The sequence below is a fragment of the Paenibacillus sp. JT31N11 genome (genome assembly GCF_056269285.1).
In genome coordinates this window covers 57,455-82,185 of sequence record NZ_JBWDNQ010000008.1, presented here as the reverse complement: position 1 = coordinate 82,185, position 24,731 = coordinate 57,455, and the positions used below count along the sequence as shown (strand labels likewise).

22 protein-coding genes are annotated in these 24,731 nt (G+C 52.9%); 20 read left to right on the top strand and 2 right to left on the bottom strand.

The annotated features are described in order from the left end of the window. Positions 1-46 precede the first annotated feature (46 nt). The 6 genes from AC0YNV_RS24765 to AC0YNV_RS24740 are packed head-to-tail and all read left to right on the top strand — an operon-like array spanning position 47 to position 9,045. The gene (locus AC0YNV_RS24765) at positions 47-1,357 is read left to right on the top strand and encodes a glucuronate isomerase (protein WP_475770418.1); all 1,311 of its coding nucleotides are present in this window, start codon (positions 47-49) and stop codon (positions 1,355-1,357) included. A 6-nt stretch (positions 1,358-1,363) separates the two neighbouring features. Further along, a complete protein-coding gene (locus tag AC0YNV_RS24760) occupies positions 1,364-2,404 on the top strand; it encodes a glycoside hydrolase family protein (protein ID WP_475770417.1) in 1,041 nt (346 codons plus the stop codon). 4 nt (positions 2,405-2,408) lie between these two features. Then, positions 2,409-3,383: a Gfo/Idh/MocA family protein gene (locus AC0YNV_RS24755; RefSeq protein WP_475770416.1), complete on the top strand. Its 975-nt coding sequence runs from the start codon at positions 2,409-2,411 to the stop codon at positions 3,381-3,383. Positions 3,384-3,407: 24 nt separating this feature from the next. Then, positions 3,408-5,540: a TIM-barrel domain-containing protein gene (locus AC0YNV_RS24750; protein ID WP_475770415.1), complete on the top strand. Its 2,133-nt coding sequence runs from the start codon at positions 3,408-3,410 to the stop codon at positions 5,538-5,540. Positions 5,541-5,600: 60 nt separating this feature from the next. Then, on the top strand, positions 5,601-7,937 hold the full coding sequence (locus AC0YNV_RS24745; protein ID WP_475770414.1) for a glycoside hydrolase family 95 protein: 2,337 nt from the start codon (positions 5,601-5,603) through the stop codon (positions 7,935-7,937). Continuing rightward, positions 7,921-9,045: a glycoside hydrolase family 88 protein gene (locus AC0YNV_RS24740; protein ID WP_475770413.1), complete on the top strand. Its 1,125-nt coding sequence runs from the start codon at positions 7,921-7,923 to the stop codon at positions 9,043-9,045. Before AC0YNV_RS24745 ends, AC0YNV_RS24740 begins: the two co-directional genes overlap by 17 nt. Positions 9,046-9,271: 226 nt before the next feature. On the opposite strand, the gene AC0YNV_RS24735 is transcribed toward AC0YNV_RS24740, so the two are convergent. After that, the gene (locus AC0YNV_RS24735) at positions 9,272-10,357 is read right to left on the bottom strand and encodes a LacI family DNA-binding transcriptional regulator (protein WP_475770412.1); all 1,086 of its coding nucleotides are present in this window, start codon (positions 10,355-10,357) and stop codon (positions 9,272-9,274) included. A 352-nt stretch (positions 10,358-10,709) separates the two neighbouring features. Here AC0YNV_RS24735 and AC0YNV_RS24730 point away from each other — a divergent pair, with 352 nt between their 5' ends. From AC0YNV_RS24730 to AC0YNV_RS24705, 6 genes are all read left to right on the top strand, one after another. Continuing rightward, positions 10,710-12,053, top strand: a complete 1,344-nt coding sequence (locus AC0YNV_RS24730) for an ABC transporter substrate-binding protein (RefSeq protein ID WP_475770411.1) — start codon at positions 10,710-10,712, stop codon at positions 12,051-12,053. A gap of 45 nt (positions 12,054-12,098) precedes the next feature. Beyond that, a complete protein-coding gene (locus AC0YNV_RS24725; protein WP_475770410.1) occupies positions 12,099-12,974 on the top strand; it encodes a carbohydrate ABC transporter permease in 876 nt (291 codons plus the stop codon). Continuing rightward, the gene (locus AC0YNV_RS24720; RefSeq protein WP_475770409.1) at positions 12,961-13,800 is read left to right on the top strand and encodes a carbohydrate ABC transporter permease; all 840 of its coding nucleotides are present in this window, start codon (positions 12,961-12,963) and stop codon (positions 13,798-13,800) included. The genes AC0YNV_RS24725 and AC0YNV_RS24720 overlap by 14 nt, the downstream gene beginning before the upstream one ends. 44 nt (positions 13,801-13,844) lie before the next feature. Next, positions 13,845-14,906 carry a BtaManbiosPhlase gene (locus AC0YNV_RS24715; protein ID WP_475770408.1) on the top strand — a complete coding sequence of 354 codons (1,062 nt, stop codon included), beginning with the start codon at positions 13,845-13,847 and terminating at the stop codon, positions 14,904-14,906. Positions 14,907-14,984: 78 nt separating this feature from the next. Next, positions 14,985-15,941, top strand: coding sequence for a DUF1861 family protein (locus AC0YNV_RS24710; RefSeq protein ID WP_475770407.1), 957 nt, complete (start codon positions 14,985-14,987; stop codon positions 15,939-15,941). A gap of 351 nt (positions 15,942-16,292) precedes the next feature. Further along, on the top strand, positions 16,293-16,715 hold the full coding sequence (locus tag AC0YNV_RS24705; protein ID WP_475770406.1) for a cupin domain-containing protein: 423 nt from the start codon (positions 16,293-16,295) through the stop codon (positions 16,713-16,715). Positions 16,716-17,100: 385 nt separating this feature from the next. Here AC0YNV_RS24705 and AC0YNV_RS24700 read toward each other — a convergent pair whose 3' ends face one another. Then, positions 17,101-17,454 carry a winged helix-turn-helix transcriptional regulator gene (locus AC0YNV_RS24700; RefSeq protein WP_475770405.1) on the bottom strand — a complete coding sequence of 118 codons (354 nt, stop codon included), beginning with the start codon at positions 17,452-17,454 and terminating at the stop codon, positions 17,101-17,103. 258 nt (positions 17,455-17,712) lie between these two features. Between AC0YNV_RS24700 and AC0YNV_RS24695 the strand changes: the two genes are divergently transcribed. The 8 genes from AC0YNV_RS24695 to AC0YNV_RS24660 all read left to right on the top strand — a co-directional run bounded on the left by AC0YNV_RS24695 (position 17,713) and on the right by AC0YNV_RS24660 (position 24,698). Further along, entirely contained in the window at positions 17,713-18,699 is a 987-nt protein-coding gene (locus tag AC0YNV_RS24695) for an oxidoreductase (protein ID WP_475770404.1), read from the top strand. A gap of 80 nt (positions 18,700-18,779) precedes the next feature. After that, on the top strand, positions 18,780-19,682 hold the full coding sequence (locus tag AC0YNV_RS24690) for an alpha/beta fold hydrolase (protein WP_475770403.1): 903 nt from the start codon (positions 18,780-18,782) through the stop codon (positions 19,680-19,682). A gap of 56 nt (positions 19,683-19,738) precedes the next feature. After that, positions 19,739-20,119, top strand: a complete 381-nt coding sequence (locus tag AC0YNV_RS24685; RefSeq protein ID WP_475770402.1) for a VOC family protein — start codon at positions 19,739-19,741, stop codon at positions 20,117-20,119. A gap of 77 nt (positions 20,120-20,196) precedes the next feature. Continuing rightward, complete coding sequence (locus AC0YNV_RS24680) at positions 20,197-20,937, top strand: MBL fold metallo-hydrolase (RefSeq protein WP_475770401.1); 741 nt, start codon at positions 20,197-20,199, stop codon at positions 20,935-20,937. A 55-nt stretch (positions 20,938-20,992) separates the two neighbouring features. Continuing rightward, positions 20,993-21,745 carry an SDR family NAD(P)-dependent oxidoreductase gene (locus tag AC0YNV_RS24675; protein WP_475770400.1) on the top strand — a complete coding sequence of 251 codons (753 nt, stop codon included), beginning with the start codon at positions 20,993-20,995 and terminating at the stop codon, positions 21,743-21,745. 188 nt (positions 21,746-21,933) lie between these two features. Continuing rightward, on the top strand, positions 21,934-22,764 hold the full coding sequence (locus AC0YNV_RS24670) for a helix-turn-helix domain-containing protein (RefSeq protein WP_475770399.1): 831 nt from the start codon (positions 21,934-21,936) through the stop codon (positions 22,762-22,764). A 108-nt stretch (positions 22,765-22,872) separates the two neighbouring features. Next, positions 22,873-24,081 (top strand): multidrug efflux MFS transporter, encoded by a 1,209-nt coding sequence (locus tag AC0YNV_RS24665; protein WP_475770398.1) that lies wholly within the window; start codon positions 22,873-22,875, stop codon positions 24,079-24,081. Positions 24,082-24,101: 20 nt separating this feature from the next. After that, positions 24,102-24,698: an isochorismatase family protein gene (locus AC0YNV_RS24660; protein WP_210040939.1), complete on the top strand. Its 597-nt coding sequence runs from the start codon at positions 24,102-24,104 to the stop codon at positions 24,696-24,698. Positions 24,699-24,731 lie beyond the last annotated feature (33 nt).

Genomic DNA, 24,731 nt, shown 5'->3' with positions numbered 1-24,731 from the left:
GCGGAGTATCATGAAGGCGTTTCAAGCTAGAGGCGGGATAGGGAGCATGAAGCGGTTGAGGGAACTCAAGGTGGCTCTGCCGGATAAGGGAAATGGAAGCGGCAAATTTGAGCCAAATGAAGGAGATATTCAAATGAGCATGATTGGCAATGGCAGCGAAAAAGCCGAATTTTTCGAACGCATCATGACTTTGCCGGTGTTTGATACCCATACCCATTTGGTAGGCGACCGGCTCTGTGCGGGGGATTTCTGGGAAATTGCCCATTACTTCTGGCTGTTCCGGGAGCTTCAGGCCGGGGGCTATCCCGCAAATGCCGAGAAGCTTCCAGAAGAAGAGCGCATCGCTGCATTTCTGGAATCATACCGGGCAACGAGAAGTACACTGATGAACTGGGTATTCACTTCAATTATTCGCGAGCTGTATGGCATTGAAATTCGGGATGCCGCTTCAGTCAGGGAGGCGGATGCGGCGGTCAAACGCTCCTATGCCGACGAGGGCTGGGCGCAGCGAACGGCTGACCGGATGAACATCCGCCGATTCGTCGTAAATCGTCCGGAACACGCCGTCTTCGAGGGTATGCGGGAGAATGCCGTACTCATACCGCGGATTGACGGGGCGCTTGGCCAGTGGGTCGAACGGGTTGTCCAGTCGGCGGATCCCGCCCAGGAATTCATGAAGGTGAAGGACGAAGCCGACCTTCTTCTCAACGGTTATGGAGAGGCCGGCTTGCCCGGCATTATGACAACGCTGCCGCGTTACGAATCAAGCGCACATCTCCGCCAAATAATCGGTCCGGACAGCACGCCTGGCGATATCATGATGGAACTGCTCCATATCATATGCGCCGCGGCAGAGAGAAACAGACTGCTTATCCAGTTCTTCCTGGGCGTGGAGCGCTCGTGGTGCGGGACCGCGTTCCCGGCGAACGACACGGAGCGGATTCTGAAGCTGACGGCTTTATTCGAGAATTACGCCTGCGAATTCGAGCTTGTGCTCGCCTCGGAATTAAATAATCTCGATGCGGTACAAGCCGCCTGGAACTTTCCGAACGTCCATATCGGGGGTATGTGGTGGTTCAACTTCCGTGCAAGCACCTACCGGAACAGCATGCAATACCGGCTGGAGGCGCTGCCTGCGAGCAAAAGCTCCGTCATCGTATCCGATGCCCGGTGCATGGAATGGAGCTATGGCAAGATTCTGCTCGTAAAGAAGCTGGCGGCGGAATTTCTATGGGAACGGCTCGAATCAGGCTGGATCGACCGGGAGACGGCTCTGCATACTGCGCAGCAATGGCTGTACGGAAGTGCGGTTAAGCGATACGGAGTAGAGGAAGTACGCCAAACAATAAAGGGGTGAGCAGCGATGACAGCAAGCGGTTTAGTGGGAAAGATACTGCCGGCGCCGAGGAACGGCGGTTTCCGGATGGAAGGCTATTGGGTTTGGTGCGGCTCCGTCATTCAGGGAGAGGATGGCCGCTTCCATATGTTCGCCTCAAGATGGCCGAAAAGTCTGCCTATGCATCCGGGGTGGCTGGTAGCATCGGAAATCGTAAGAGCGGTATCCGATACGCCGGAGGGACCTTATATCTTCCAGGAGCTCGTGCTCCCGGTCAGGGGAGCCGAGTACTGGGACGGACGCAGCACGCATAATCCGCATATCGTCAAGCATAACGGCATCTATCTGCTTTATTATATGGGCTCTACGCATCCGCTGCCAGAACCGGTTCCCGGCGGCGGCCTCAATCTCGAGGATGCGCGCTGTATCGTCGCCCGCTCGAATAAGCGGGTCGGACTTGCGGTCGCAGATAGCGTCTTCGGTCCATGGAAGAGGCGCGATGCGCCGCTGCTGCCGGTCCGCCCGGGCCGATTCGACAGCTATTTGACGTCGAATCCGGCTCCTTGCGTGGATCAAGACGGCTCCGTCCTGCTGATCTACAAAGCCCGCCGTTACGAAGGCTGCGATTATGGCAGGATGACGATCGGAGCCGCCGCCGCGGAGCATTGGGACGGGCCGTACCGGGTGATGACGGAGGAGCCGGTCTTCCCGCCGGAGCTGTTCCATATCGAGGATCCATTCATCTGGAGGATGGGGGGAGGATACGCGCTGATCGCCAAGGATATGGACGGGACGCTTGGCGGGGAGAAGCACGGCGGCATTCAGGCCGTCTCCAGGGACGGCCTGCATTGGGAGCTTGCCGACGAACCGCAGGCTTACTCGCGCACCATCCTCTGGGAGGATGGAACGGTGCAGACGATGGGAAGCCTCGAACGGCCATTTCTGCTGTTCCAGGACGGGAAGCCGACGCATCTCTTCATGGCGGCAGCGGATGGGCCGGGAGGCTTCCGCAATGCCGCCCATACATGGAATATGGCCATTCCTTTGGAACAGACGGGAGGAAAATAATGCGATGAAGGCGATACTGGTTGGCCTTGGGAGCGTAGGTTACAGCTGGTACAAAAAGCTGAGGGACAGAGGACTGCTCGCGGCTGTCGTTGAGGCGGATCCGGCGATGAAGGTCAAGATGAATGGAGACCCTTTTCCGTTCTATACTTCTTTGGAGGAGGCGCTCGCGCATGAGGAGGTTGGCTTCCTCGTTAACGTAACGTCGCCGGCCTCGCATACGCAGGTCAACCATGCGGCGTTCGACAGAGGGCTTCCCGTTCTCTGCGAGAAGCCGATTTCGTTCGACTATCCGGAATCAATCGGGATTGTGGCAAGGGCGGCGAAGGAGAACATCCCATTCATGATCGCCGAGAATTACCGGCGTTTTCCCTATGTCCGCAAGATGAAGCAATTGCTCGATGAGGACTCAATCGGCGCAATCTCGTCGATAGACATTTCGTTCCGCCGCTACCATCGGGTCCAGCGAAAGTATGCGGTGCGGATTCTGGACGATATCGGCGTCCATCACTTCGATATGCTGCGCTATTTGACCGGACAAGAAGGCAGGGCTGTTCAGGCGAAGCTGTATAATCCGCTTGGTGGGTGGGAAGAGGAAGGGGCAGTTCAAAGCGCAAACGCGATAATAGAGATGGATGGCGGCATAATCGCCGCCTATGCGGCGACGATTGCGTCCAGAGGTCCGCAGACGCTATGGAGCGGAGATTGGCGTATCGAGGGCACGCGCGGCGCGATGGTATTGACGGGAAAGGAAATACGTTTATATGATGATGACGGTGAACGATTGATCCCAAGCTGCGCCAGTGTGATTGAACGGGATACGCTGACCGATTTCCTGATATCGCTTGAGACGGGGCGCGAGGCCGAATCGAGCGGCAGCGACTACCTGCTGACGCAGGCGCTGGTGCATTATACGAATCTGTCTAATGAGTCAGGTGGGAGAATGCCCGTCGAACTGCCGGACTTGGGGAAAGTCACATGATGTTCAAGATGAAAGGAGCAGCTAATGACGACATTGACATGGACGGAAGCAGCGCCCGGTGTATGGCGCGCCAGAATTGGAGATCCGCAGGCGCTTTCGCCGCTGGCCCTGGTTGGCGCCGTTCCGCGGATGAAAGCATTGGAACGAATGGCGCAGGCCGCTCCGCCCTTCCAGTGGAATGACATTCGCGTGGAAGCGGCGGGAGGAGGACGGCGCCTGCTCGTGCTGCCGCTGGCGGCCGACGAGAAGCTTCATGGTACGGGGCTGCAGTTCATGCGCATGAACCAGCGGGGAAGGACCCGGTATCTCCGCGTAAACAGCGATCCGAAGCAGGATACCGGCGAGACGCACGCGCCGGTTCCTTTCTATGTCAGCGACCGCGGATATGGCGTGCTCATTGATTCGGCGCGCGCGATTACGATGCATCTCGGATCGGCCGTGCGCCTGGATGAGACATGCCAGGCAGATGTGCGGGATCGCAATCGCGACGCAGGCTGGAAGGCGACGCCTCCTTCGTCAAGGGCAGAGATCCGCCTGCCTGAGGAAGGCGCCGACGTCTATGTCTTCAGCGGTCCTGCGCTCGCCGATGCGGTAAGCCGGTACAATCTCTTCTGCGGCGGAGGCGTTCTTCCGCCGAAGTGGGGTCTTGGGTTCTGGCATCGCGTGCCGGCCTTGTTCAGTGCGGAGGAGGCGATGGCGGAAGCCCTGGAGTTCCGCCATCGGGATTACCCTTGCGACGTGATCGGTCTTGAGCCCGGCTGGCACACCCGCAGCTATCCGGCAACATATGAATGGGACCGGGAGCGCTTCCCGGATCCAGAGGGCTTCGTAAGGGGGATGTTAGACAACGGCTTCCGCGTTAACCTGTGGGAGCATCCGTATGTATCGCCCGAGAGCGGGCTTTATGGTCCGCTCAAGCCATTATCCGGCGATTATTCGGTATGGGGCGGACTCGTCCCCGACTATTCGCTACCCGAAGCCCGCGAGCTGTACGCAAAGCAGCATAAGGAGAAGCATATTGATATCGGCATATCCGGCTATAAGCTGGACGAATGCGACGGCAGCGAGCTGACGAACAACGCCTGGATTTTCCCCGAGCATGCGAGTTTCCCGTCCGGGCTGGACGGCGAGCAGATGAGACAGCTGTACGGACTGATGTTTCAGAAGATGACGAATGACCTGTACCGGGCGGACAATCGGAGAACTTACGGACTGGTGCGGGCGTCCAATGCCGCGGCTTCTTCGCTTCCGTATGTGCTCTATTCGGATCTGTACGAGCATAAGCATTTCATTAGGGCGCTGTGCAATTCTTCGTTCAGCGGGCTTCTATGGTCGCCGGAGGTGCGCCGGGCACGCAGCGCCGAGGACTGGATCAGAAGGATGCAGACCGTCTGCTTCTCTCCTCTGGCGATGCTGAACGCTTGGGGAGACGGGACGAAGCCTTGGTCGTTCCCGGAAGCGGAGCCGGTCATTCGCCGCTACATCAAGCTGCGAATGCGATTGCTGCCCTATCTATACACGGCCTTCGCCCGCTATAAGGAAACGGGGCTTCCTCCCTTCCGGGCAATGCCGTTCGTCGTCTCGCCGGAAGAGCTTGTCCGCGCCGAGGAGCGGCGGTCGGCTGAGATGACGATGAACACAACGGACGGCGCATATGGTAAGCGGAGCATTCCGCAATGGGACGATCAATTCATGATCGGGGATCAGCTGCTTGCCGCCCCGCTCGTAGAGGGAGAAGAAGAGCGGGAGGTTCTGCTGCCAGCAGGCTCATGGATCGGCTTCGAGACTGGAGAACGGTACGAAGGAGGAGGCATTATACGGGTCCGCGCGGGCATTGAGACGATTCCGGTATTCGTGCGGGATGGAGCGGTCATTCCGATGACGGCCGCATTGCCGCATGCGCTTCGCTCCGGGGAACAGGCTCCTCTCGAATTTGTTCATTTCGGCGCCGCCGCCGGGGAGTGCGAGCTATACGATGACGACGGGGTAACCCTGGATCATGAACACGGTGCCTGCGGCTGGTGGAAGGCAGTCGTGACGAAGTCGGAAGATGGCATCTATACAGGCGAATTATCAGGTCCGGCGGCGCTTCCGGCATCTTATAGCACCGTGAGCTGGAGCTTTGCCAGGATGGGTCTTGATCTCCGTGACAAGTAGCCAAGTCGCACCGGAAGGGAGTACGACAAAATTAGCAGCACCCGAAGGGAGAACGACAGAATGAACCACAGGCTGTGGTATGAAGCGCCCGCAAGCAAATGGGAGGAGGCGCTGCCCATTGGCAACGGCCGTATTGGCGGCATGGTGTTCGGCGGCGTGGCGAAGGAGACGATCCAGCTGAACGAGGATTCGCTCTGGTACGGCGGTCCAATCCGGGGGGATAATCCGGACGCGCAGACTTATATCCCGGAAATTCGGAGGCTGCTGCAGCATGGCAGGCAGGCCGAGGCCGAGCATCTGGCCAGGATGGGGCTCATGTCCAGCCCGAAGTACTTTCATCCCTATCAGCCCTTGGGCGAAATGCTGCTGTGGATGCAAAAGCATGAAGTTCCCGTCGAAGAGTATGAGCGCGAGCTGTGTTTGGAAGAAGCCGTTGCCCGTGTCCGTTATGTCCGGGATCATACGATGTATGAAAGAGAGTACTTCAGCAGCACCGCCGATCAGGTTCTGGCGGTCCGTCTGACGGCTGACACGCCCGGAGCAATTACGGTCGGCGTGAATCTGATGCGGCGGCCTTTCGATGAGGGGACAACGGCTGCGGGAGAACGTACGATCATGATGCGCGGGCAATGCGGCCCCGGGGGCGTGCGATTCGCCGCCGCTATACAAGCGGTTGCCGAAGGAGGAAGCGTGCGGATTATCGGGGATTTCCTCTCGATCGAAGGAGCCGACGCGGTGACCTTGCTGCTGGCCGCCAATACGTCATTCAGACATTCCGACCCGGAGCAGGCATCCCTGGGGCAGCTGCAAGCCGCAAGCCGACTATCCTATGCCTCGCTTCGGGAACGCCATATTAGCGATAATGCGGTTTATTACCGCAGAGTAGATCTGGAGCTTCATGGATCAGGCGGTCTTGCGCAGGAGGCGGAAGCCGTGAAGCTTCCGACCGACGTCCGCTTGCGGAAACTGAAGGAAGGCGCGGAGGACGCGGGGTTATTCTCGCTGTATTATCAATTCGGACGATATTTGCTGCTGTCATGCTCGCGGCCAGGCACGCTTGCCGCCAACCTGCAGGGTATCTGGAACGCCAGCTTCACGCCTCCATGGGAGTCGAAGTATACGATCAATATTAATACGCAGATGAATTACTGGCCGGCTGAGACAGGAAGCCTGCCGGAATGCCATGAGCCGCTGTTCGGTCTTGTTGAGAGCATGCTTCCCGCAGGCCGCGCAACAGCCCGTCAGGTATACGGCTGCCGCGGATTCGTGGCCCATCACAATACGAATCTCTGGGGCGATACGAACATCGAAGGTATTTTGCTCTCTTCCTCCATATGGCCGATGGGGGCTGCATGGCTGTGCCTGCATCTGTGGGAGCATTACCGGTATAGTCTGGACGAGGAGTTCCTGGAGCGGCGAGCATATCCGATTATGAAGGAGGCGGCCTTGTTTTTACTCGACTACATGACGGAAGACGACTCCGGCCGTTTGATATCCGGACCGTCAATCTCGCCGGAAAATAATTTCGTTCGACCTAACGGCGAAACCGGCACGCTGTGCATGGGGCCGTCGATTGATAGCCAGATTGTTCACGCCCTATGGAGCGCCTGCATCGAGGCGCTGCTGACGTTAGAGCGTGAAGAGGAGTTCCGTCAAGAGCTGGAGAAGGCGCTTGCCAAACTGCCGCGTCCAGAGATCGGCATGCACGGGCAGATTATGGAGTGGCTGGAGGATTGGGACGAAGCCGATCCCGGTCATCGTCACATCTCGCAGTTGTTCGCTCTGCATCCCGGAGAACGGATACATGCGCGGCGGACACCGGAGCTCGCGGAAGCGGCGAGACGGACGATCGTGCGCAGATTGGAAAACGGCGGAGGGCATACCGGCTGGAGCAGGGCATGGATCATAAACTTCTGGGCACGGCTCGAGGATGGGGATGAAGCCTATTCGCATCTTCAGCAGCTGCTTACGCACTCGACCTATCCGAATCTGCTGGACGCGCATCCGCCGTTCCAGATCGACGGGAACTTTGGCGGCGCTGCCGGCATCACCGAAATGCTGCTGCAGTCGCATGGAGGGGAGATCGCACTGCTTCCGGCGCTGCCATCCGCCTGGAGCGGAGGGAAGGTGACGGGGCTGCGGGCGAGGAGGGGACTAACCTTCGAGCTCGAATGGGAGGAGGGTCTGCTGAAGGAGGCGCGCATCACGGCGAAGAAACAAGTCGACTGCCTTCTGAGATGCGGCAATGTCTCGGTTGTTATTTTCGCCGGAGAGGAAAAGATCGCCGAAGCGTCCCGCTCCGAGATGGCGGGATTCCGGCTGGAACCCGGCAAGTCTTACCGCGTTATCGGCCGCGCAGGGCAAAAAGGAGGAGCTTCGAATGACGGATTCCGTTAATTTGCAACAGGAACAATTGACATTATGGCTGAATAAGGCCGTAAGCAAGGTAGACCGGATGATTTATGAGATCGGAGATAAATCGCCGCATGTGTCGGCGGCAGGCGTATATGACGATATGCGGGTGGATTGGTGGACATCCGGCTTCTGGCCGGGAATGCTGTGGGTATTGCACGACATGACCGGAAATGACCGGTATCGCCATACGGCTTGGGGATGGGACGCTCGGATTGAGCAATGTTTCGTTGCTGACAATAATCTCCATCATGACGTCGGCTTTCAGTTCCTGCCCACAGCGGTAATCAAGCATAAAATGACCGGAGATGAAGACGCCCGCAGGAGGGCGTTGGCCGCTGCCAACTTTCTCGCGGGACGCTTTAATCTGAACGGAAGGTTTCTCCGCGCCTGGAACCAGGAAAAAACCGGTTGGGCCATTATCGATTCGATGATGAATTTATCCCTGCTCTTCTGGGCGTCCGAGGAGATCGCCGATCCCCGGTTCAGACAGATCGCCTGCGCTCACGCGGATACCGTGCTGAAGCATTTCATCCGCGAGGACGGCTCTGTCCATCATATCGTGGCTTTCGATCCGGAGTCCGGTGAGGTAGACGAGTATTTGGGCGGTCAAGGGTATGCGCCGTATTCTTCCTGGAGCAGGGGCCAGGCATGGGCACTATACGGCATGGCCATAGCCTGCCGGTACACGGGCGATATCCGTTATCTTCGCGCCGCACAGCGGGTAGCGCATTATTTTCTCAGCTGCCTGCCTGAGGATCATGTGCCGCATTGGGACTTCCGCACGCCGGACCCGCAGAGCCAGCCGAGGGATACCTCAGCTGCCAGCTGCGCCGCCTCCGGATTGCTGGAAATCGCCGGCCTGCTGTCCGCCGAAGAGGGCAGGATCTACCGCCAAGCGGCTGAGAATATCTTGAAGTCGCTAACGCAGCATTATACATCCTTGGATGAGCCTGTCTATCAGGGCCTGCTGCGCGAAGGCACTGGCAATAAGCCAGCCAATCAGAATGTCAATGTCTCGCTGATTTATGGGGATTATTTTTATGTAGAGACGATCTGCAAACTGCTCGGATGGCAGAATCGGGTATTCTAACCAGTGGAATTTTATGACCATTATTAACACCCAGAGAACATGCAAGCTGACGCCGGCTCATGACCGGCGTCAGTAGTTTGCTGCTGCCGGGTGTTTTTCCAATGTCCGTTAAAAGGGGGCTGGTCAACATTCACCGGGGTCCCTGGGGGTTACCCTATGACTATTCCAGAGGGGGGCACTCCTAACCTTTTTTCGGGGTTTATCCACTCTCATTTAGCCTGATTTCTCAAGGCCGGCTTCTATCATTCGCAACTCCGGCTTCTATGGATTCATCCGCTGCTTCGGCTCTATCGGCAGTCTTCGGCGGGGCTGACGAGTCCCGCACGAGCAGCCTTGTCGGCAGCAGCGTCTCCTTACAAAGCTGCTCCGGCTGGGCAATGCGCTTGAATAACTGCTCGACTGCGTATACGCCGAACAGGCGCAGGTCGATATCGACCGTGGTTATCTGCGGGGTTGCCAGACGCGAGAGGTAGCCGTTGTCGAAGCTGACAACCGAGGCATCGTGCGGCACTTTCAGCCCCAGCTGCTGAAGTGCGGAATTGACCATGAAACCAAGTCCATCATTGACACAGAGCCAAGCGGTTGGCTGCTGCTTCAAGCTTGTCATCTTCTCTAAGACAAAGCCGCTTTCCTCCAGAGCATCGGTCAGCATCCATTCGTCTCTTATCTCCAGGCCGAACCGGTGAGCCGCCATCCGGAAGCCTTCCAACCGCTCGTAATAGCTGGGTGAGACATCGATATTTCCGATGAATCCAATGTGAAGATGGCCCAGCTCCGCTAAATGCCGTACCGCTTCATAAGTGGCGAAACGGTTGTTGGTCAATATGCTGTCGGCCTGAATGTCGGGATCGTGGTGATCGATCAGCACTGTAGGGATACCGGTATCTATCACAGCATTTATATAATTTGTCGTGATGTGGGAAAGAATAAGAACGCCATCAACCGACTGTTTCTGTAAGAAAGGCGGTAAATAGAGAGCCTGGGCATTGTCCCTGCCAATGGGTTGGATAATCAGCTCGCAGCCGCGGTTCTTTACTTCTTTCTCAATACTCAAATAGATTTCGCCAAAAAAGCTTTTCATCGAGAAGGCATAGTCAGAAGCGATAAGGGCGATGGTGCCGAAGCCTGAGGTCTCGCCAATCCTGGTCCTTCGTCCATTGCCGTATACATAACCCATACGTTCAGCCGTTTGTGCAATCAACCGGCGGGTTTCCTCACTGACGCCATCCTTGCCCGTGAGTGCCTGGGAAACGGAGTTTTTGGATACATTCAGCATGTCGGCGATATCCTGCATCGTCACTTTATTTTTCATAAACATTCAACCTCCGGTCATTGCTTGAAGACGATCAGGCCGATAAATCACCCGAAACAGGGGACTGTCTTCATTTTTAATGTTTCCCTTATCATTGTCAAGTAATCCTTGACGGGATAGGGCTTACAACCATCTTTTCTATTATTGTAACGTTACAAACATTATAATATAATATTTTTGTAATGCAAACCTGGTAGATTGTATTGAGTAATCACTTGACAGTAAACAGGAGTAAGGAGCATAATGAGGAAGCTAGCGCTTACAAACTATTATTCCGCTTCAAAGTAACGTTACAAAAAGATGATTGTCGGATTCATCGGGATTACAATACAAGTTGGAGGTCATGCTTATCATGAAGAAAAAGAAAATGATTTCGGTGCTGCTGACCGCTGTCATGGCAGCAGGAGTGCTCTCCGCCTGCTCGACAGGCCAAAGCTCGACGCAAAATGGCAACAATGCCCCGAACGCTGGCGCCGGCGGCGTTACAACAATCGAATTCTGGGCTGCGCCGAATCCGACGCAGCAGGCGTTCTGGCAGAAAATGGCCAAGGATTACGAAGCGGTTAATTCGAAGGTTAAGGTTAACGTCAGTGCGATGAAGGAATCACCTACTTCCGAAGCGGGCATCCAGGCAGCGATCGCTGCCAAAAGCGCGCCGACAATGTCGGAGAACATTAACCGGGGCTTTGCGGCGCAGCTGTCAGACAGTAAAGCGCTCGTACCTCTTGATACACTGGACGGCTTTCAGGATATCGTGAAAAGCCGCAGTATGACCAATACGATTGAGCCGTGGAGATTTGCTGACAGCCATCAATATGTGCTGCCCATCTACTCTAATGCGATGCTGTTCGGATGGCGTCTGGATACGTTGAAGGAGCTCGGCTACAGCGAACCTCCGAAGACATACAGCGAGATTCTGGAGCTTACCAAGAAGCTGAAAGCCAAATACGGGGACAAAAAGTTTCTGTGGGCGAAGGCCGATCTGGCCGATCCGACGGCCTGGAAACGCTGGTTTGACTTTTATATGCTCTATGACGCCGCCTCAAACGGCAATAAATTCATTGAAGGCGACAAGTTTACAGGCGTTGATAAAGCAGGTCTGGATGTATTGACCTTTGTCGATAGTCTACGAAAAGAGAACGGGCTGCTGGCCCGCCAGGTAACGGATCCGTTCGAGAACGGTGTTGGTACGTTCGTCGATGTGGGACCATGGACCTTCACAACCTGGGCGGAAAAATATCCGGAGCTGAAATACAATGTCAACTATACGCTGACGATGCCGCCGGTACCGGATGATGTCGACCCGGCGGACAGCAAGACATTTGCCGATACAAAGGGGCTTGTCATCTACGCCTCTGCCACGAAGGAGCAGCAGGCGGCGGCTGTTGATTTTATCAAGTGGGTGTATTCGGACGCGAAGAATGATGCGGCCTGGTTCGAGCAAACGATGCTGCCTCCGGCACGCGACGATCTGACAAGCAACGAGGCCTTCACATCGATTTTGGACCAGCATCCGGAGTTGAAGCCCTATGCTGAAAATGTACCCAACGCGATTCCTCCCATGGACAACGCGAAGTACAATGATCTGCAGACGATTATCGGGGAACAGGCGTTTAACAAGGTTGTCAAAGGCGGCATTACTCCCGACGCAGGATGGGCCAATATGAAAAAGGCTATAGAGAGCGCCCTGAAATAAGGGAGCCATAGCCGGGAAAATCGCAGCAAGGGAGGCTTATCCCCTATGGATCAAAGAAATAACAAGCTGGGCTGGCTGTTCACCAGCCCTTACCTGATTTACTCGCTGATCTTCTTCTTCGGGCCGCTGATCTGGTCGTTCTTCCTGTCCGTAACGGACTGGAATCTGATTGCGCCTACGTTCAACTTTGTCGGATTAGAGAATTTTATGGATGCTATCCGTTCGCCCGGAGTACATGCCGCATTCTGGGTGACCTACAAATTTATGCTGATCTTCGTACCGCTTGTCACCGTGCTCGCGATAGCGGTAGCCGTACTGGTGAATGGACTGAAACGCTTCAAGAGTTTGTTTCTGATCGGCTTTTTTCTGCCGTATTTGTCTTCAGGCGTCGTCTCCTCGCTGATCGTGAAGGGGCTTCTGTCCTACAACAGTCCGATCAATACTTCCCTGCGGGGAATCGGCATTAACATCGACTGGCTGGGTACGCCATTCTCGGCGCTGTTCATTGTGGGACTGATACTGGCCTGGAAATTTACGGGCTATTATGCGCTTATTCTGACCTCGGGCCTTGCCAGCATAGACAAGGAAGTATATGAAGCCGCGGCCATTGACGGGGTCAAGGATAGTCAGCGCTTCTGGCGTATTACACTGCCTCTGTTGTATCCGGCGCTTTATACGACGCTTATTCTGGCGTTCGGCGTGACGTTCGGCATCTTCACCGAGGTCTACCAGCTGACGGGCGGAGGGCCCCAGAACGCAACGAATACGTGGCAGATGGAGATTTTCAAACAGGCCTTCACCAATCTGCAGGCGGGTTATGCTTCCGCGGTAGCGCTGCTGGCATCGGTTGCCACGTTCATCTCCATCTTTATCATTCGAAAACTACTGGAATTGTGGGGGAAGCGCTATGGTTGGGTCTAAACAGAACCGTCGTCTGCGAATTGCGATCCGCTATGTTCTGGCTTTTGCGCTGCTGCTCGTTATGGTTTATCCCTATCTTTACATGGTGCTCAGCTCATTCGCGGATTGGGCGCAAATTGATAAAAGCCTGTTTCCAACCAAGTTCTCGGCAAAATCGTACCAATGGCTGTTCACAGGAGGCGAAACCGGCGTGACGCGGCCCTGGCTGCACGCGTTTATGAACAGCATTATCGTATCGGTGGCTTCTACGGCGCTTATGATGATTTTTGGCATAATGGTGGCATACGCGCTCTCCAAGCTGAATTTTTTCGGACGCAATGCCATGAATAACTTCGTGCTGTTTCATATGTTTTTTCCCGCGATTATTTTGCTGATTCCGACGTTTCTGATCGTTCAGCGGGTGGGACTGTACGATACGTATCTGGGGATGATCATCCCCAAGGCGGTCAGCCTGTGGGCGATCTTCATGTATACGAACTTCTTCAAGGCCGTGCCGTCCGTATTTATCGAAGCGGCGCGGCTGGACGGAGCGAGCGACTTGAAAATCATGTATCGGATTATGCTGCCAATGTCCAGATCAATCACGACAGTCATCTTCCTGTTCCTGCTGATGGAACGGTGGACGGAGCTGCTCTGGGATATGATCGTGGTCAAAAGCGACGGCATGCTGACGCTGAACGTGCTGTTATCGCAAATGTTCGGGCCTTATGGATCATATCCTGGTCCGCTCTATGCGGCCTCCACGATTCTGACGCTGCCGATCATTATCGTGTTTCTGATTTTCAGTAAAAAATTCCAGGAGGGCATGCAGTTCAGCCTGAAATAATGGATAACATCATGCTAAACTCACACAAGTAAGGAGCTGCTCAGATGAAGATAGACCGATATGAACAGAATCCGCTCATTACACCGGCTGACGTAACGCCGCACCGGGATGGATTTGAAGTCATTGGTGCATTCAACGCCGGCATTGCCGAATACAAAGGCGAGGTCATCATGCTGCTGCGTGTGGCGGAGCGACCCATAAGTCCCGATCCGGACATCGTGCTGGCTCCGTTTTACAACGTCGAAAGCGCCGATCTCGATCTGATCGAAATCCGCAGGGATGATGAGCGCTACGATCTTTCCGATCCCCGCGTCATCATACGCAAAGAGAACGCGCCGGCATTCGAATACCTGACAAGCCTGTCGTATTTGCGAATCGCGCGCAGCCGGGACGGCCATCATTTTACGGTGGACGAGCAGCCTTTTGTGTATCCGTCACAAAGCCTGGAGACCTTCGGCATCGAAGATCCCCGCATCACGCAGATCGGGGAGACGTATTATATCTATTACTCCGCGGTATCCCCTGTCGGCATCGGGGAATCGCTGGTATCGACGACAGATTTCAGGAGCCTGACGCATCACGGCATGATTTTTGGTCCCGACAACAAGGACGTGCTTATTTTCCCGGAAAAAATAAACGGCAAATATTATGCGCTGCACCGCCCGACAACAAAAAGCTGTGGCCGTCCCGAAGTCTGGTTGGCCGAGTCGGACAATCTGTTGTACTGGGGTAACCACAAGCATCTGATGGGATTGCGCCCAGATATGTGGGACAGCGGGAGAATCGGCGGCGGGGCCGTGCCGATCAAGACCGAACGCGGCTGGCTGGAGCTGTACCACGGGGCGACGAAAGACCACCGCTACTGCATGGGAGCGGTGCTGCTGGATCTGCACGATCCTTCGAAGGTCATTGCCCGATCCGGCGAGCCGGTTCTCGAACCGGAGGCGGAATACGAAAAGAAGGGATTCTTCGGCGAGGTTGTATTCTCCTGCGGCGCCCTCTTGCACGGAGATACGATAGCCATGTATTACGGCGTGTCCGATACGTCGATGGCCTGCGCTGAGCTTAGCCTGCAGGACATTCTCGACAGCCTGGAGCCGGTATGACCTGTCTATGCAGCGGATTACCGGCAGTCCTGAGGCAACAATAAGGGTTTCGTCAGAAACCTGTAACGGAGGCATATTATGCTATTAGATCGAACTCATATCCAAACTTCTTCGGAATTATTGCAGCAATTTGATAGTCGGAACCTTCAAACTGGTCAGCGTATCCGGTTTGAAGGGACGAACGGCAGAGACGTTTATAACATTACGGCTCCTTTCATGGACCGGGGCGAACTCATCATTGCCGGACGCGTAGAAGTCCGTCATACTGAATTTTCGCAAGTCATGTTTTTCCGTCAGGAAGATGACGTGTGGGTTCCTCATCCCGAGTACCAGGTATATGACTTGCAGGATCCATTCTTTACATGGATTAATGGGGAGCTTATTTTTGGAGGAGTACGGGTTATTCCCGATCCTCTCTACCCGGAGAATATCGTGTCGTGGGTTACCCAGCTCTATCGCGGCAAGGATATTGCCGACCTGGAGTTATTTCTCATGGGACCCTATCATATGAAGGATTTGCGGCTGATAGAATTGGCAAGCGGCGAGATCGGCGTGCTAACACGGCCGCAAGGATTTATAGGCGGAAGAGGGCAAATCGGATTTTATAAAGTAAAGTCCCTGGAAGAGATTAATGTGAAAGATATCGCGTTTGCTCCGTTATTTCCGGACATGTTCATCAAAGAGGAGTGGGGAGGGGCCAACGAACCGCATGTGCTTGCCAACGGTCTTGTCGGCGTACTCGGCCATATTGCTTCTTTCGATGAGAACGGGCTGCGTCACTATCATGCCATGGGATTTGCCTTCAATCCGGATACCATGGAGCGGACGCCGGTGAAAATCATTGCGCGGCGCAGTAATTTCCCTGAGGGAGCCAGCAAGAGGATCGATTTGACGGATGTGATCTTTAGCGGGGGGCTGATCCGCAAAGCCAATGGTTTGGCCGACTTCTATGCAGGGGCAAGCGATGCCGAGGCCTATCAGATCGAGATTCCTGATCCTTTTCTGGAATATGAGCAGCTTGAACGCAGTAGATGATCCCAAAATAACCCTATGATACAGTGGGTATAATCACAACAGACACCGGCTCAGTACCGGCGTCTGTTTCTCCTATTACAGCATGTTGTTCCGTAGCTGTAATTTAATGTACTTTAAGAATTCGTCCGGAAATAATGCCATTTATCGATCGCATATAGGGGAAGTATGGAGCGTAGGCCGGCAGCGACTCAACCAAGACGGTGGGACTAATGCAGTTGATCAGATCTGGCTGTTGTTACGAGGGAGGCATTCCTTCCACTATCGGAATGTTAGCAATTGGGAAGAAACGATAGCATCCTCTGTGTGTTAAATTAAAATGGACCACAGAAAGTCAAGAGGAGCTGTTTAATTATGTTGAATGGAACAAATTTCAGTGTTGTGGAAGCGGGGTCTTTTGGCGGTCTTCTGAGTGTGACGGAGGGTCCTGCAGCAGGCAAGTACTTCCTGAAAGACAGTCTTGGACTGACTGGCATGGAAGTTTCTCTTAACCAAATGCCGGAGGGAGGGGCGGTTCCGTTTCTCCATACACATCGCGAGAATGAGGAGCTATACCTTTTCATCGGCGGCAGCGGTCAGTTTCAAGTGGATGGGCAGATTTTTGAAGTCAAGGAAGGATCAGCAATTCGCGTAGGACCTGAAGGCGAACGCACGCTCCGCAATAACGGCACCGGGGATTTGTATTTCATCGTTATTCAAGTCCAGGCAGACAGTCTCCGCCAATGGGTGATGACTGATGGTGTCATTCTGGATAAACCGGTGAACTGGTCGAAATAGGAATTATATGTTCTTTGCCAATTTGTCATCATTCTTCCGTTAATGAACGAGAACTTTTTTACCCTTTAAAGCCGCTTGCATAGCGGCTTTTTTCATTTTTATGGGATCAAGGGAAAAAAGCATGGTCCATTCCCGATGTAAGAGTTGGACGGAACGGCTGGATAATTTGACGGGTTTATATAGGATCATAATTGATCCTATCGCACAAAATGCATCCGTCAGCACATAAATGTGCGTACTGTTCAGAACAATCAGGACTTGCTAGTCTATACAAGAAGAAAGTGAGGTGCAATGAATATGTCGGCATACAGGTATTTTAAGACTGGTATCACTGGTATCCGGTCCGGGTAACGACATAAGCGAAATACAGGAAAATTATCAGCGCTTATATTTTCGAATCATGTTCTTCTGGTTGGAATTGCTCCACATAGGTCGCGCCAAAATCATAGAGCATCTTCAATATGGGAATCGTTTCATTCCCCAAATCAGAAAGGAAATACTCTACCTTGGGAGGCGCAACCGGATAGACTTTACGGATGATCAGACCATCGCGTTCAAGGTCTCTTAAATGCATGGTCAGCATTCTTTGGGTGGCTTCGGGCAGCTGTCTTTGCAGTTCGTTAAACCGTAAGGTGCCGCTCGATAACAGATTAAGGATCGGTATTTTCCATTTCCCGCTAATCAAGTGCAGGAAAATTTCAGAGGTGCAGCGGTAAGTGTTATTGTTAAAATGTATCATTTAAACACCTCGTTTTTCATTAGAAGTCATAACTTTGGCTGCAACAATAAATGATTATAACAAATGAACAAGGTCCACTCAATAATGTGGATGCTTGTAAATATGACACAAACGGTCTTATCTATATGGCTGTCGGTTTGTTGATGTTTCTTCTTCTCATTATGTCGGAAGACAAGAACATATATCCTTAAAGGACTTAAAAGTTAACGACTTGTTCGGGCTACAATTAAACAATCACAACTATGACGGAGGTTTACCATGAATACGAACTACCATGCAACGCCACAAGAACCTATTTTGTCCGGTTTCGGACCGCGTACAACAGCTCAGCAGGTATTGGGTGGTCAAAATTTGACCGGTAAAATTGCCATCATCACAGGCGGATACTCCGGACTCGGCCTGGAAGCGACGAGGGTCCTGGCCGCTGCAGGGGCAACGGTCATTGTGCCGGTTCGGACAGCGGAGAAAGCCCAAGCTGCACTAAGTGAAATTTCAGGTGTCGAGCTTGAAAGGATGGATCTCATGGATCCTGCATCGATCGACGCCTTCGCCGAGAAGTTCCTTGCGTCGAATCGGCCCTTGCATATGCTGATCAACGCTGCCGGTATTATGGCGAACCCGCTCGTCCGCGACCACCGCGGTTACGAATCCCAACTGACGACAAATCATCTGGGGCATTTTCAGTTGACCGCAAGACTGTGGCCGGCGCTTGAGAAGGCAAAAGGGGCAAGGATCGTTTCGGTATCATCGCGCGCTCACCAAATGAGCGGTATCGATTTTGAAGATCTCAACTTCAATAACCGTCCCTATGACAAATTTGTCGCTTATGGACAATCTAAGACAGCCAACGTCTTATTCGCCGTCGAGATGGACAAGCGCGGCCGAGCGTATGGCGTACGTGCGTTCTCGGTTCATCCGGGATCGATCTTGACGGATTTGTCGCGTTATCTGACCGATGATGATAAGCGCGCCATGGGTGTGCTCAACGAGCATGGGGAACTTGTTTTTCCCGAATTCAACGATGAGTTCAAAACCATTCCGGAAGGAGCAGCTACGATCGTATGGTGCGCAACCAGCCCTCAGCTGAACGACAAAGGCGGCGTTTATTGCGAGAATGGGGATATCGCGGGCTTGACGGATACGAGGTTTGCGCCAGGCGTGTTTGAGTGGGCCGTTAATTCCGGGCAGGCTCAGCGTTTGTGGCAGGCAACCGAGCAGCTGGTCGGACTGAAATTTTCGATTTAATATGCGCATCATCGGACGATCATCCGATGGAAAACATTTTGTCAGCAATACTATTATGAACACAGGAAGAAGGCATACCCTTGAACGAGAAATCCTCCAAGCTTCCAAGCGCTGACACTATCGGTCCGCTTGCGCCCGGCGCGCATGAAATGACGATCGACGGTGTTCGGCAGATTTATCACGTTGCCGGCAGCGGACCGATTTGCCTTATTCATCCCGGAGGCCCGGGGTTTCACTGGGAATATTTGCGCATGCCATTGTTGGAAAAGTTCATGACTGCTGTCTATCTGGAACCGGTTGGCACAGGCCAATCGGGGATGCTGCCCGATGGAGATTATAGCGTCTCGCGGTATGCGGGCTTTGCCCGAAAGGTGCTTCAGCACGTTGGAGCCAAGCACCCTTATTTTCTGGGACACTCGCACGGCGCCTTCGTTGGACTTCAATATGCCTTGGATTACCCCGATGAACTTGGAGGTCTAATCGTCTATGACGGCGCGCCATGCACAGGACCCGATCATGGGATGGAAGCAACACGGGGCATAGAGCGATTCACACAGCGCTGGCCTGAACGGCCGGAAGCCCAGGAAGCCGGACAGGCCTGGATGGATGTGGCGACGGGAGCCGTCTCACTTCGGGACAGAGAATCGTTTCTAGGCGTCCTGAAGCGGTTGCTGCCTGCTTATTTCGGGGACTATAAGAATCTTCCGGCGGAATTCGAGGTCTGGAAAGCCAACTTGGACGCAACCATCGATCCACACCGTAAGCCCGAGTTGTGGGATATTCGGAATGTTATGAATTCCATCCGCATTCCGACGCTGGTCCTTGTCGGCGAGTACGATTTTATCTGCGGTCCGAGATGGGCAGAGGAAATGCGGGGAGCGATTCCCGGATCGCGGCTTGCTGTCTTCGATCAGAGCGGACATATGAGCCATGTCGAGAAACCGGATGAATTTGCAATATCCATTAGAGATTTCATCTCCTGATGGTACCCGTGAATCCGGAAATTGATTTCTTGAGTATATAGGAGGCGTAAATAACCATGAAAAGAATGGTCGATCATGTGGGAATCATGGTGAATGATATGGATACATCCATCCTCTTCTACACGGAGGTGGCTGGACTCATGGTGAAAAATCGAAACATGCATGACAATGGACTTGAAGTCGCTTTTCTGGGCTACGGCTTTGAGGGCGAGACGGAGATTGAATTGATACACGGCTTCAAGGATCAATTGCCAGCCGAAGGTAAAGTGCATCACGTTGCGCTCTCAGTAACTGATATTCAAGCAGAATGGAACCGGCTCAAGCAAAAAGATGTCGAGTTCATCGATCAAGAGATCGCGACTATGCCGAACGGAATCCGCTACTTTTTCATTTATGGACCTGAGAAGGAATGGATCGAGTTCTTCCAAAGAGTATAATTCGGAATCAGAGCTAAATCGTAGGTATTGTGATGGAAATTGTTAAGCCATTTGAAAAAAGAAAGGGATTGATATTCTTGGAAATTCAGAAGCTTCCTTGGGCCGGCATTCGAGTCGAATTAGAAAGTTCCGCTATTGTCATCGATCCTCTTTATCATTTCCCTGCCAAATTAGGTGAGCCTAATGAGCCTTTCTTTCCTTTAGAATCGTACGGGCCTGTCGCAGCCGTGCTGATCACGCACCAACATGCGGACCATTATGACCCGCAAGCGATCATTTCGGCTTACGGCTCTGACGTTCCGGTATTCGTCCCCGAGGAAATCGTTGATCTGGCGGCTTCCAACGGATTAAGCCGCGTAACCGGAGCTGCGGTTGGCAGCACCTTCACCATCGGACCATTCACGATAATTGCGGCTCAATCGGTGGACGGCTCGGGTGACCCGCAAGTATCCTGGATTGTACGCGGCGACGGCAAGCAGATGATTCACGCCGGAGATACGTTATGGCATGGGTATTGGTGGAAGCTGGTTAAAGCCTTCGGCACGTTTGATGCCGCCTGTCTGCCTGTAAATGGGGCCGTAACGCAATTTCCGGGAGTTTCGCCGCACAGCGACCAGCCCATTTGTCTTACGCCTGAACAGGCGGTTACGGCAGCCGAGATCCTTGGGGCCAAAACGCTTATTCCGATCCATTATAAGGCTGCGCATCAACCGCCTATCTATACGCAGACGCCAGAGATGATGAATCGATTAACCCATAGCGCCGGGAATCGTGTTAACTTGAACATTTTACAAACAAGAGAAATATTCACGATTTAAGGGGGTAATCCTGGATCGTTTAGACCGATCGGAAATGAGAAAGGAGCATCCAAACATGCTAAAACAATTGGAAGGTAAAATCGCCGTTATTACTGGGGGGAGTTCGGGCATCGGCCTGGCAACCGCCAAGAAATTTGTCGCTGAGGGTGCGTTTGTTTATATCACCGGTCGGCGAAAGGCTGAGCTCGATCAGGCCATATCCGAGATTGGCAAGAACGTTATTGCAGTCCAGGGTGACGTTACGAACCTTGCCGATCTGGACCGGCTCTATTCCGTGGTGAAGCAGGAGAAAGGCAAACTTGATATTCTCTTTGCGAACGCCGCCATCGCAGAAGGATCTCCGCTGGAGGCAATCACGGAAGCTCACTTCGATCGCCATTTTGACATTAATGTGAAGGGGATGGTGTTCACCGTCCAGAAGGCTTTGCCTCTGATGGGTGAGGGATCGACCATTATCCTCACGGCCTCTGTATCCGGGATCAAGGGAACGGCAGGCCTAAGCATTTACTCCGCCACGAAAGCGACTATCCGTAATTTGGCAAGAAGCTGGGTGCTTGATCTCAAGGGCAGGAAGATTCGGGTGAATGCGATCAGCCCCGGATCTACCGAAACACCGGGCCTTGCCACCCTGGCGGGCTCTGACGCAGACGTCAGCGGGTTTTACGAATTCCTCGGCAGTCAGATTCCCCTCGGCAGGAACGGCCAACCGGCCGAAATCGCCGCGGTGGTCACCTTCCTGGCTTCAGATGCAGCCAGCTTCATCAATGGTGCCGACATTCAGGTAGACGGCGGTTCCGCTCAAATTTGACGCTTCCATATCTGGGACTGTTGGCAAAGAGATCATGTTAGCCACATGAGAGTAAAACCACTCCATGTGGTTTTTTTTTGGTTGTTACTGCCCCTCGCAACTTATCCCATACAACCCCAGCATCGCAAAATTTGAGTTTTGGCCGTTCCTGGATGATAATTAAGCCATTATAAACCTTGGAGGCGCTCATGAAATTTAAAAATCTCTTCTTTCATATACACTACTGCAATTTCAGGCTGTCCAACAAAGCAGAAATCCTTCCTGTCAAAGTCAAGAGAACCCTTCAGCATCATGAGCTTATTTTTATAGCCCATGCAAAGGGCAGTTTTACAATGGATAAAAAGAAATATGAGCTGAAGGACGGCATGCTGCTCTACATTGGGCCTGACATGCTGCATGAAATCGAAACGGATCCTGAGGTTCCCGTTAGCTGCTTTACCGTCCATTTCAGCTTTGCGCGTGTGAATATAGAGGAAGGCCAATGGAATATTAAAGAGGAAGGGCAAATTCTTCCCCTCCAGGCTGCGCAAGGATTAAAGGATTATTATCAAATTGAGGATGTGTTCAAAAAACTGGCGGAGAGCTGGGATGCAAAATTGCCGGGCTATGAGTTTATGTCCAAAACCTTGTTCCAGCAACTGCTCATTGCCATTGCCCAAAACATCAAAAAAGAAAACCAAAATTTCTCAACTTCGCTGAAAGTAGAGAAAATTATTCAATATATGCATGAACATGTACATGGTAAGATCACCCTGACGAAATTGTCTGACCTTGTGCAATTGTCACCGGCTTATTTATCCAGAGCATTTAAAGAAATTACCGGTTATTCCATAATCGAGTTCTTTAATAAGATGAAGACGGACAAAGCCAAAGAGATGATTCTGGAAGGGAACAGGAAAATCAAAGAAGTTGCCGGAGCTCTTGGATTTACGGATGAATTTTATTTTAGCCGCATATTCAAGAAAACGGAGGGACTCAGCCCCTCGGAATTCTACAGCAAAAATGTCCATGGAGATTAATATGTTCCATGGTATATAGCCTTTCCGGCAGCTATGATGAGGATGTTATTGTGAAGTGCTTTTGTACAAACACAGTAATGGAACCATGACAGAAGGAAGGCTATTTTTATGCCCATGTGGAAACGGAATTTGTTCTTTTGCTGGTTTGGAATGTTCGTCACCGGTATTGGGATGAGCCAGATCGCCCCGATCCTGCCGCTTTACATCAAGCAGCTTGGCGTGCACGATTCCGGATCTATTGCCCAATTAGCGGGACTTGCATTCGGGGTTACCTTTATCGTCTCAGCTATCTTCTCACCGATATGGGGGATCGCCGCAGATAAATACGGACGCAAACCGATGCTGCTCCGGGCGAGCCTGGGAATGGCGGTCGTTGTAGGCTGCATGGGTTTTGCGCACAATGTTTACGTATTGATCGGCCTTCGGCTGCTGCAGGGGGTAATCACGGGCTACAGCACCGCTTGTACGACCTTGATTGCGACCCAGACAGATAAGGAGCATTCGGGATGGGCGCTGGGAACCCTTTCGACCGCCAATATTTCGGGTTCTTTAATCGGGCCAACGATCGGCGGTTTCATAGCCGAAAATTTCGGATTGCAGAATTCATTTTTCTTAACCGGCGGACTTATGCTGATTGCCTTTGTTACAACGGCCCTGTTTGTCAAAGAATCGTTTACCCGTCAAGATAAAAAAGTACTGCGTATGAAAGAGATCTGGGCCAGCGTACCTGAAAAAAGTTTGACGATCACTCTTTTCATTACCTTTTTTGTCCTGACGGTAGCGTTGTATTCGGTTGAACCGATCATCACCGTCTATGTGACCCAGCTGTCCAGGACTACCAGCCATGTGGCTCTCATCGCCGGGATCGCATTCTCCGCCTCGGGGCTGGCCAATATTCTCGCCGCTCCCGGGCTTGGGAAACTGTCAGATAATGTGGGAGCTCACAAGGTCGTACTGGTCGCACTCATCGTGGCGGGCATCGTATTTATTCCCCAAGCTTTCGTTACTAATCCCTGGCAGCTGACAGGACTGCGTTTCCTGTTTGGACTTGCGGCGGCCGGGCTTGGCCCGTCGATCAACATCCTGCTTAAGAAAATTACCCCGGATTCCCTAACCGGACGGGTGTTCGGGTTTAACATATCGGCCTTATATTTAGGTGCCTTTGGAGGCTCGGTGTTTGGAGGACAAGTCGCTGCTTGGCTCGGAATCCGGTATGTATTTTTTACTACGAGCGCCCTGTTATTGCTCAATGCGGTGTGGGTTTATTTCAAAGTGTATAAGAAACTTAACATAAACATGGCCTTATACAAAAATTAAGCAGAATGGGAGAGAAAAACATGACAGATGTAAAAACAGCGGAAACTGAAGTGCTGGATGCGGAGAAAACAGCGCTGGTCGTTATAGACCTGCAAAATGGAATTGCAGCCCCGGGTCGCCAGTGCGCTCCCAACTCGGTTGAGCAGGTGATTGGACAGGCAAGTAAGCTGGTTGAAGCTTTCACGGAAAAAGGCGCTTTCGTTGTGCTCGTCAGAGTCTCCACCTTGGACGGCAAAGATATGCTAATGCCAAAAACGGACGCCAAACCGAATGCCATGCAGTGGCCGGAAGGCTGGGACAATCTGATTCCTGAACTGTCGGATTTTAAAAATGCCCATGTGGTGACGAAACGGCAGTGGGGAGCCTTCTTCGGTACGGACCTGGATCTGCAGCTGCGCCGCCGCGGAATCGACACCGTCGTGTTATGCGGAATTTCCACTTCCATCGGTGTGGATACAACAGCAAGAGAAGCTTTTCAACATGGATATAACCAAGTTTTTGTGGAAGAAGCCATGACAGCTACGGCACAAGAGGAACATGATTATGTAGTCAAGACCATTTTCCCCAGAATGGGCAAGATCCGGACAACGGAAGAAGTGGTTTTGGCGATGAAATAAAAGAATGGTGTGCTGATCGCTTAACATCTGACC

What these genes read in the sequence shown, in the direction of transcription:
- AC0YNV_RS24710 (WP_475770407.1), top strand. Translation starts at nt 14,985, where the DNA reads ATGCTATTAGATCGAACTCATATCCAAACTTCTTCGGAATTATTGCAG.
- AC0YNV_RS24765 (WP_475770418.1), top strand. Translation starts at nt 47, where the DNA reads ATGAAGCGGTTGAGGGAACTCAAGGTGGCTCTGCCGGATAAGGGAAAT.
- AC0YNV_RS24755 (WP_475770416.1), top strand. Translation starts at nt 2,409, where the DNA reads ATGAAGGCGATACTGGTTGGCCTTGGGAGCGTAGGTTACAGCTGGTAC.
- AC0YNV_RS24675 (WP_475770400.1), top strand. Translation starts at nt 20,993, where the DNA reads ATGCTAAAACAATTGGAAGGTAAAATCGCCGTTATTACTGGGGGGAGT.
- AC0YNV_RS24720 (WP_475770409.1), top strand. Translation starts at nt 12,961, where the DNA reads ATGGTTGGGTCTAAACAGAACCGTCGTCTGCGAATTGCGATCCGCTAT.
- AC0YNV_RS24745 (WP_475770414.1), top strand. Translation starts at nt 5,601, where the DNA reads ATGAACCACAGGCTGTGGTATGAAGCGCCCGCAAGCAAATGGGAGGAG.
- AC0YNV_RS24660 (WP_210040939.1), top strand. Translation starts at nt 24,102, where the DNA reads ATGACAGATGTAAAAACAGCGGAAACTGAAGTGCTGGATGCGGAGAAA.
- AC0YNV_RS24705 (WP_475770406.1), top strand. Translation starts at nt 16,293, where the DNA reads ATGTTGAATGGAACAAATTTCAGTGTTGTGGAAGCGGGGTCTTTTGGC.
- AC0YNV_RS24670 (WP_475770399.1), top strand. Translation starts at nt 21,934, where the DNA reads ATGAAATTTAAAAATCTCTTCTTTCATATACACTACTGCAATTTCAGG.
- AC0YNV_RS24700 (WP_475770405.1), bottom strand. Translation starts at nt 17,454, where the DNA reads ATGATACATTTTAACAATAACACTTACCGCTGCACCTCTGAAATTTTC.
- AC0YNV_RS24665 (WP_475770398.1), top strand. Translation starts at nt 22,873, where the DNA reads ATGCCCATGTGGAAACGGAATTTGTTCTTTTGCTGGTTTGGAATGTTC.
- AC0YNV_RS24725 (WP_475770410.1), top strand. Translation starts at nt 12,099, where the DNA reads ATGGATCAAAGAAATAACAAGCTGGGCTGGCTGTTCACCAGCCCTTAC.
- AC0YNV_RS24750 (WP_475770415.1), top strand. Translation starts at nt 3,408, where the DNA reads ATGACGACATTGACATGGACGGAAGCAGCGCCCGGTGTATGGCGCGCC.
- AC0YNV_RS24735 (WP_475770412.1), bottom strand. Translation starts at nt 10,357, where the DNA reads ATGAAAAATAAAGTGACGATGCAGGATATCGCCGACATGCTGAATGTA.
- AC0YNV_RS24715 (WP_475770408.1), top strand. Translation starts at nt 13,845, where the DNA reads ATGAAGATAGACCGATATGAACAGAATCCGCTCATTACACCGGCTGAC.
- AC0YNV_RS24760 (WP_475770417.1), top strand. Translation starts at nt 1,364, where the DNA reads ATGACAGCAAGCGGTTTAGTGGGAAAGATACTGCCGGCGCCGAGGAAC.
- AC0YNV_RS24695 (WP_475770404.1), top strand. Translation starts at nt 17,713, where the DNA reads ATGAATACGAACTACCATGCAACGCCACAAGAACCTATTTTGTCCGGT.
- AC0YNV_RS24730 (WP_475770411.1), top strand. Translation starts at nt 10,710, where the DNA reads ATGAAGAAAAAGAAAATGATTTCGGTGCTGCTGACCGCTGTCATGGCA.
- AC0YNV_RS24685 (WP_475770402.1), top strand. Translation starts at nt 19,739, where the DNA reads ATGAAAAGAATGGTCGATCATGTGGGAATCATGGTGAATGATATGGAT.
- AC0YNV_RS24740 (WP_475770413.1), top strand. Translation starts at nt 7,921, where the DNA reads ATGACGGATTCCGTTAATTTGCAACAGGAACAATTGACATTATGGCTG.